The sequence below is a fragment of the Teichococcus aerofrigidensis genome, assembly GCF_054073225.1.
Genome location: NZ_JBSXMU010000137.1, coordinates 1 through 7,531 on the forward strand (window position 1 = coordinate 1; position 7,531 = coordinate 7,531).

The following is a 7,531-nucleotide window of genomic DNA, read 5'->3' on the forward strand; positions in this document are numbered from 1 at the left end:
CTTCGCCCTGCTCGGCTGCATCCGCTTATGGATCAGGTTCGTCCACGCGGCCTAGCAGGCCAGCAAACACGCTTCGATAAAACGGCTCGCATTGCGGGAGGACATCACTCAGGGCTGCAATAATCGCTGCTTCGGCACCGGTTCGATCCTGAAGGCGAATCTCCAGATCGTCGCCGTCCTTGGTGAGAAAGAAAAGCGACAGGCCATCTTCATAGGGAAGAAATGTGTATGTGCGGTAGCGCCATTGTTGCCCCTGGCGATGGAGGCGTCCGTCATGATCACGGAAGTCGCGTTCGACGCGATAATGACGTCCGGGATGCAAATGCCCATACGCCTTCCCGAGAGTGTTCCTACTGAACCATCTTACGATCACCGCCACTCCGATGGGCCTAACGCCGAGGCGATCTCGTTACGGTCGGTTTAAGAGGGCACGGTCAGTGCCGCGCAACTCGACTGGGCGCCAATCGCCGGCACGCTCACATACCGCAACAGTGTCATCTTATTGAGTGCTCGGCGAGCGCTTGTAGCGCCATCCCCAAAGAGAGGGGTGGCGCACCCATCAGGATTCGAACCTGAGACCTCTACCTTCGGAGGGTAGCGCTCTATCCAGCTGAGCTATGGGTGCCTGTTGCTTACGCAGTGCTTACGCGGAAAACCTGTAGGGTGGAAGCCTCAACGGTAACTCCCGCAAACCTTTGTAAACAAACTCCTTTTCTACGTCTCTCACAAACCAGCAGCCCTTGACTTCAGCCTTCGGAGGGCAACGCTCTATCCAGCTGAGCTACGGGTCCTCGCCAGGGCCCCTGTTTAGCGACAGCCGCCGCTCAGGGGAAGCCCTCAATCCACAAAGTCAGGCGGCCGTCACCGCGCGAAGCGCCTCCTCGGCGGCCATGGCGGTCTCGAACAGCGCCCGGTCGCCGTCCCGCGCGCCGGTCAGCATCAGCCCGACCGGCGCCTCGCCCGGCGCGTGGCAGGGCAGGCTGATGCTGCAGCGGTCCAGGAAGTTGAAGGCCGAGGTGTTGCGCAGCAGGAGCATGTTGATGCGGTGGTACTCCATCTCGTCGGCCACGGCGGAGACCGGCGGCGGCGTCAGCGCCGTGGTGGGGCAGAGCAGCGCGTCATAGGCGGCGGTGCGGGCGGCGGTGGCGGCCATGATGCGGGCGCGGTCCTCCCGGAGGGCCAGGTAGTCGGCCGCGCTCATGCCCCCGCCGCGCTGGATGCGGGCCAGGATGCGCGGATCGTATCGCCCGCCCGCCTGCCGCATCAGCGACCGGTGCACGGCATAGGCCTCGGTGGCGACGAAGCCGCCGGTCGCGTTGGCCTGGGGAATCTCGGCGAGTTCCGGCAGGGCGATCCGTGTGATCCGCGCGCCCGCCGCTTCCAGCCGCGCCACGGCGCGGTCGAAGGCGGCGGCCACGGCGGGTTCCAGCGACTCGAAGAGATAGGTGCCGTCGGGGATGGCCAGGTTCAGGCTGGCCACGGGCCGCGGCACGGGCGGGGCCTCTGCCTCCTCTCCGGCCATCAGGGCATGCAGCACGGCGCAGCAGGCGGCGCTGCGGGCCAGCGGGCCGATGCTGTCGAGGGTGGGGGAGAGCGGGAAGGCCCCCTCGCGCGGCACGCGGTGGGCGGTCGGCTTGTAGCCGACGACGCCGCACAGCGCGGCCGGAAGGCGGCAGGAACCGCCCGTGTCCGAGCCGAGGCCGGCCAGCCCCATGCCATCCGCGACCGCCACGGCGGCACCGGAGGAGGAGCCGCCGGGGAGGCGCCCCGTGGCGCGGTCGAAGGGCGAGAGCGGGGTGCCGTGATGCGGGTTCACGCCCAGGCCACTGAAGGCGAATTCGACCATGTTGGTGCGGCCAAGCACGACGAAGCCGGCGCGTTCGAGCCGTGCCACGGCGGGGGCGGTGCGACGCGCCGGCGGGGCGTCGGCCAGCGCCGTCGAGCCGGCGCGGTTCGGCACGCCCGCCTGGTCGAACAGATCCTTGATGGAGATCGGGATGCCGGCCCAGGGTGAGGGGGCCCGGCCGGCGGCGCGCAGGGCATCCATGGCGCGGGCGGTGACCAGGGCCTGCTCCGCCTGCACGGCGACGAAGGCCCGGGCGCCCTCCCCGGCGGGATCGGCGATGCGGGCCAGCGCCGCCTCGGCCATCGTCACGGCGGAAAGGCGGCCCCGGGCCAGCTCTTCGGCGGCGGCGCAGAGGGTGGCGGGCTCGGGCATGACGGGCGGTCTCCTGAAGGCAAGGCGGCGGGGATGCTGCGGCGTCAGGCGGGCGGCGGCAAGGGCCGTGGAAACTATTGACAGGCCGCGTCGCGTGGTCTCACCCTGCGCCTGCAACGCCTGTCATCAGTCATATGATGACCGAACGTCATACAAAAATTCAGGCTAACAGGGAACGTTCACGATGAGCAAGCTCATGCTGCCCCGCCGGGCGCTGCTGGGTGCCGCCGCCCTTTCGGCCCCCGCCCTGATCGGCTTCCAGGCCAGCGCCCAGACCATCACCCTCCGCTCGGCCGACGTCCATCCGGACGGCTACCCGACGGTGGAGGGCGTGAAGGCCCTGTCGCGCCTGGCGGAGGAGCGTTCCGGCGGCCGCCTGCGGGTCCAGGTCTTCCATTCCCGCCAGCTCGGCGAGGAGAAGGACACGCTGGAGCAGACGCGCTTCGGCGTGATCGACATGAACCGCACCAACTTCGCCACGCTGACCAACCTGGTGCCCGCCACCGTCATCCCGGGCCTGCCCTTCCTGTTCCGGGACGAGGCGCACATGCATCAGGTGGTGGACGGCCCGCTCGGCCAGGAGATCTCGGCCGGCACGGAGCGGCACGGCATGATCACCCTCTGCTGCTACGACAGCGGCGCGCGCAGCATGTACATCCGCAGCCGCCCGGTGAACACGCCGGCCGACATGAAGGGCCTCAAGGTCCGCGTGCAGCCTTCCGACATGTGGCTGGCGATGATCCGCGCCCTCGGCGGCAATCCCACGCCGCTGCCGACCGGCGAGGTCTATTCGGCGCTGCAGACCGGCGTGGTGGACGCGGCCGAGAACAACTATCCCACCTATCACTCGCACCGGCACTACGAGGTGGCGAAATACTACTCCGCCACCGAGCATTCCATGTCGCCCGAGATCCTCGTCGTCTCCAAGCGCAGCTACGACAAGTTGCCGAAGGACCTGCAGACCATCCTGCGCGAGGCGGCGAAGGACAGCGTTCCCGAGATGCGCCGGCTCTGGCAGGCCAGGACCGAGACGGCGCGGCAGGCGGTGGTCGAGGGCGGCTCGCGGATCAACGAGGTCGACAAGGCGCTGTTCGAGAAGGCCATGCAGCCGGTCTACGACCAGTTCGTGCGGGACGCGCAGATGAAGTCGCTGGTGCAGCGCATCCGGGAAACCGCCTGAATGGCCGTGGCGCGCGGCCTGAACCTGCTGCTCGAGCGGCTCTGCACGGCCTGCCTCGGCATCGCCGGCCTCTGCCTGGTGCTGATGACCGTCGTCGTCGCCTGGGGCGTCTTCGGCCGCTTCGTGCTGAACGACACGCCCTCCTGGGCCGAGCCGCTGGCCCTGCTGCTGATGGGCTGGGTCATCCTGGGCGCCGCCGCGGCCGGCGTGCGGGAAGGCTTCCACATGGGCTTCGATACCCTGAAGGCGCTGCTGCCCAGGCCCCTCGCCAAGGTCTGCGACGTGCTGTCGGACATGGTGGTGACCCTGTTCGGACTGGGCATGGCCTGGTTCGGCGGCGATCTCGCGCTCGGCGTCTGGGACGCGGTGCTGCCCGGCCTCGACCTGCCGGGCTCGGTCGAGTACCTGCCGCTGGTCTTCGGCGGCGTGCTGATCGGCCTCTTCGGGATGGAACGGCTGGCGGCGCATCTGGCCGGCGGGGAGGCGCCCTCGGAAGCGATGGTCGCGCCCCTGGTCAGCGACGCCTGAGGAGCGCGGAATCATGGAAATCACCGTCCTGCTCGGCAGCTTCGCGCTGTTGCTGCTGATCGGCACGCCGGTCGCCTTCGCCCTGGGCGCCAGTGCCTTCGTCACCGTGCTCTATATGGATCTGCCCGCCGTCGTGGTGTTCCAGCAGCTCTATTCGGGCATGAACGTCTTCTCGATGCTGGCCATTCCCTTCTTCGTCTTCGCCGGCGACCTGATGCTGCGTGGCCAGATCGCCGACCGGCTGGTGGCGCTGGCCGCCGCCATGGTCGGCCACATGCGGGGCGGGCTCGGGCAGGTCAACGTGGTGGCGGCGACGCTCTTCGGCGGCGTCTCCGGCTCGGCGGTCGCGGATGCCTCGGCCGTCGGCGGCGTGATGATCCCGCAGATGCGCGCGCGCGGCTACGCGCCGGACTATGCGGTGAACGTCACCGCCAACGCGGCGCTGATCGACCTGCTGATCCCGCCCAGCCACAACATGATCCTCTATGTCATCGCCGCCGGCGGCGCGATCAGCGTGGCGGACCTGTTCACCGCCGGCATCATCCCCGGCATGCTGCTGATGGTGGCGCTGATGTTCACCGCCTGGGCGGTGGCCGTGAAGCGCGGCTATCCGCGCGAGCGCTTCCCCGGCTGGTGGGTGCTGGCGCGGCTGCTGGCGGCGGCGCTGCCGGGCCTGATGCTGATCGTCATCATCTTCATGGGCGTGCGCAGCGGCATCTTCACCGCGACCGAGAGCGCCGTCGTCGCCGTGATCTACGCGCTGCTGGTGACGCTCCTGGTCTATCGCAGCCTGGGCTGGATGGGCTTCATCCATGCCGTGCTGGGTGGCGCGCGCACCACCGGCATGGTGCTGCTGATCATCGGCTGCGCCGGCGCCTTCGGCTGGCTGATGGCGCTGCTTCAGGTGCCGGCGATGACCGTCACGCTGATGGAGGGCATCACCGACAATCCGCTGCTGCTGCTGCTGCTGATCAACATCATCCTTCTCCTGCTCGGCACCTTCATGGACATGGCGCCGCTGATCATGATCGGCACGCCGATCTTCCTGCCGGTGGTGATGAAGCTCGGCATGGACCCGGTGCAGTTCGGCGTGGTGCTGATCCTCAACCTCGGCATCGGGCTGATCACGCCGCCCGTGGGGCCGGTGCTCTTCGTCGCCTGCGCCGTCGGCAAGGTCTCGATGTGGGACGCGACCAGGACCAGCCTGCCCTTCTACGGCGCCGCCTTCGCCGTGCTGCTGGTGGTGACCTATGTCCCCGCCGTCTCGCTCTGGCTGCCGCGCCTGTTCCACTGAGGCCGGTTCCGCCGGATACTCGTGCTACGAATCGCCGTCCAGGAGTGCATCATGCCCGCAGCCAAGCCCGTCCTCGTCACCGGAGCCTCCGGCAACCTCGGCAGCATGCTGGCGCGGGAACTGACCGCGCGCGGCTACCGGCTGCGGCTGACCGACATCAAGCCCTTCCCCGGCGACCTGCCGGAAGGCGCCGAGTTCACCACCGCCGACCTGGGCGATGCCGTCGCCATGCAGCACCTGGCGGATGGCTGCGGCGCCATCCTGCATTTCGGCGGCATCTCGGTGGACCGGCCCTTCGAGGAGGTGCTGGACCCGAACATCCGCGGCATCTACCACATCTACGAGGCGGCGCGGCGCGAGGGCGCGCGCGTGCTCTTCGCCTCCTCGAACCATGCGATCGGCTTCCATGAGCGGCCGGGCCCGGGCGAGCCGAAGCTCGATGCCGACTGCGCCTTCCGCCCCGACAGCTTCTACGGCCTGTCCAAGGCCTATGCCGAGCTGATGGGGCGTCTCTACTGGGACAAGCACGGGGTGGAGAACCTCAACGTCCGCATCGGCAGCTCCTTCCCCGAGCCGGTCGATGCCCGCATGCTGTCCACCTGGCTGTCCTATGCCGACCTCGCCCGGCTGTGCGCCGCCTTCATCGAGGCGCCGAGGATCGGCCACGCCGTGGTCTGGGGCGCGAGCGACAATCCCGCCACCTTCTGGGGCCAGGACCAGCGCGAGCGCATCGGCTGGGCGCCGCAGGACACGGCCGAGGATTTCCGCGGCCAGATGGAGGGCAAGGTCTCGGGCGATCCGGTCACCGAGCGCTACCAGGGCGGCGCCTATTGCGCCAGCGCCTACAGCCGCGAGAGCCCGAGCCCGCGCGATCCCTTCGCGCTCGACTGACGCCGTGCTGGCGCTGCGGGGCGGCGGCTGGGAGGCGGAGATTCTGCCTGATCGGGGTGCCGCCTTCGCCAGCCTCGCCCATGAGGGGCGAGCGGTGCTGCGGCCGCTCGACGGCGGCGATCCGAACCGCGACAGGGCCGGCGCCTTCTGGATGCTGCCCTGGACCAACCGGCTGGATGGCGGGTGCCTCCGCTGGCGGGGCGTGGTCCACCGCTTTCCCCTCACGCACCCGCGGGAGGGCAACGCGCTGCACGGCCTTGGCCGCGCGGCGCCCTGGCAGGTCGAGGCGGCGGCGCCGGAGCGTGCCGTGCTGGCCCAGCGGCTGGTGCATCCGCCCTTCGACTACGCGGCCCGGCTGGAGATCGCCCTCGGCGCCGCCGGGCTCGATCTCCGCCTGACGCTGCGCCATCTCGGCGCCGCGCCCTGCCCGGCGGGCTTCGGCTGGCATCCCTGGTTCCTGCGGCCGGAGGGCTGCCGCCTGCGCTTCGCCGCCACGCACCGCCTGCTCCGGGGCCCCCGCAAGCTGCCGGTCGGCGCCGTGCCCTGCCCGGGCCTCGAGGGCGACGCCGAGGCCTGGCTCGGCCAGGATGACCACTATGCCGGTTGGAGCGGCGCGGCGGTGCTGCGGCGGCCCGACCTGACCCTGAGCCTCGTGGCGAGCGGCGACTGGGCGGGCAACCTGCAGCTCTTCGCCCCGCCGGAGACGCCTGTGCTCTGCCTGGAGCCGGTCAGCCACCTGCCGGATGTCGTCAACCGCCCGGCCCTGGCGCCGCTCGGCGCCATGCGGGTGCTGGCGCCCGGCGAGGCGCTGTCCGGCCGCCTCGTCCTGGCCGTGGCGGGCTAGAGCGGATCCTGATCGGAAGATGCTCCAGGGGCCTGGCGGAAAGGCTGGCTCCGCCGGCGCGGGCGCGCCATCCTCGCGCCATGCCAAGCGCGCTTGTCCTCGGGGCCGGGATCATGGGCCTCTCCGCCGCCTGGGGCCTGTCCCGGGCCGGCTGGTCCGTCACGCTCGTGGAGCAGGACCCGGTGCCCAATCCGCGCGGCGCCAGCGTGGACGACCATCGCCTGATCCGCCACGCCTATGGCGCCGCCGCCGGCTACATGCGGATGGTGGACGAGGCCTATGCCGCCTGGGACCTGCTCTGGGCCGATCTGGGCGAGGTGCTCCACGTGCCGACGGGCGTGCTGGCGCTGGGCGAGTCCGGGGAGGGCTGGCTGGCCGAGAGCCGCGCCGGCCTCGCCGCCGCCGGCCATGCCTTTGAGGATCTCGCGCCGGGCGAGCTCGCCGCCCGCTACCCGATGCTGCGGCCGGCCGGGGGCGGCGAGGCCTTCCACATGGCGGCAGGCGGCGTGCTGCTGGCCCGGCGCATCGTCGCGGCGCTGGCGCGGCACCTGCGGCGGCGCGGCGTCGCGATCGAGC

Annotated in this window: 8 protein-coding genes and 1 tRNA gene; 6 read left to right on the forward strand and 3 right to left on the reverse strand. The window is 70.4% G+C overall.

What is annotated here, in order from left to right; translation table 11 throughout:
* Positions 1-25: 25 nt before the first annotated feature.
* The 3 genes from ACVMLK_RS18410 to ACVMLK_RS18420 all read right to left on the reverse strand — a co-directional run bounded on the left by ACVMLK_RS18410 (position 26) and on the right by ACVMLK_RS18420 (position 2,218).
* The gene (locus ACVMLK_RS18410; protein ID WP_457487218.1) at positions 26-322 is read right to left on the reverse strand and encodes a DUF3601 domain-containing protein; all 297 of its coding nucleotides are present in this window, start codon (positions 320-322) and stop codon (positions 26-28) included.
* Between the two features lie 226 nt (positions 323-548).
* Positions 549-625: transfer RNA gene (locus tag ACVMLK_RS18415), tRNA-Arg, on the reverse strand.
* Between the two features lie 225 nt (positions 626-850).
* Complete coding sequence (locus ACVMLK_RS18420) at positions 851-2,218, reverse strand: amidase (RefSeq protein WP_457487219.1); 1,368 nt, start codon at positions 2,216-2,218, stop codon at positions 851-853.
* Positions 2,219-2,402: 184 nt separating this feature from the next.
* On the opposite strand from ACVMLK_RS18420, the gene ACVMLK_RS18425 reads away from it, so the two are divergent.
* The 6 genes from ACVMLK_RS18425 to ACVMLK_RS18450 form a co-directional block, all read left to right on the forward strand.
* Entirely contained in the window at positions 2,403-3,398 is a 996-nt protein-coding gene (locus ACVMLK_RS18425; protein WP_232477326.1) for a TRAP transporter substrate-binding protein, read from the forward strand.
* Positions 3,399-3,926, forward strand: coding sequence for a TRAP transporter small permease (locus tag ACVMLK_RS18430; RefSeq protein ID WP_198367632.1), 528 nt, complete (start codon positions 3,399-3,401; stop codon positions 3,924-3,926). It abuts the gene before it with no gap.
* A gap of 13 nt (positions 3,927-3,939) precedes the next feature.
* The gene (locus ACVMLK_RS18435; RefSeq protein ID WP_198367631.1) at positions 3,940-5,220 is read left to right on the forward strand and encodes a TRAP transporter large permease; all 1,281 of its coding nucleotides are present in this window, start codon (positions 3,940-3,942) and stop codon (positions 5,218-5,220) included.
* Between the two features lie 51 nt (positions 5,221-5,271).
* Positions 5,272-6,111 (forward strand): NAD-dependent epimerase/dehydratase family protein, encoded by an 840-nt coding sequence (locus tag ACVMLK_RS18440; protein ID WP_457487220.1) that lies wholly within the window; start codon positions 5,272-5,274, stop codon positions 6,109-6,111.
* Between the two features lie 4 nt (positions 6,112-6,115).
* Positions 6,116-6,955 carry an aldose epimerase family protein gene (locus ACVMLK_RS18445; RefSeq protein ID WP_457487221.1) on the forward strand — a complete coding sequence of 280 codons (840 nt, stop codon included), beginning with the start codon at positions 6,116-6,118 and terminating at the stop codon, positions 6,953-6,955.
* Between the two features lie 80 nt (positions 6,956-7,035).
* Positions 7,036-7,531 (forward strand): FAD-dependent oxidoreductase (locus ACVMLK_RS18450; RefSeq protein WP_457487222.1); only part of this gene is annotated, 496 nt, incomplete at its 3' end.

Excerpts from the sequence above, each read along its gene's own strand:
- ACVMLK_RS18440 (WP_457487220.1), top strand. The coding sequence starts at position 5,272 with ATGCCCGCAGCCAAGCCCGTCCTCGTCACCGGAGCCTCCGGCAACCTC.
- ACVMLK_RS18420 (WP_457487219.1), bottom strand. The coding sequence starts at position 2,218 with ATGCCCGAGCCCGCCACCCTCTGCGCCGCCGCCGAAGAGCTGGCCCGG.
- ACVMLK_RS18425 (WP_232477326.1), top strand. The coding sequence starts at position 2,403 with ATGAGCAAGCTCATGCTGCCCCGCCGGGCGCTGCTGGGTGCCGCCGCC.
- ACVMLK_RS18435 (WP_198367631.1), top strand. The coding sequence starts at position 3,940 with ATGGAAATCACCGTCCTGCTCGGCAGCTTCGCGCTGTTGCTGCTGATC.
- ACVMLK_RS18430 (WP_198367632.1), top strand. The coding sequence starts at position 3,399 with ATGGCCGTGGCGCGCGGCCTGAACCTGCTGCTCGAGCGGCTCTGCACG.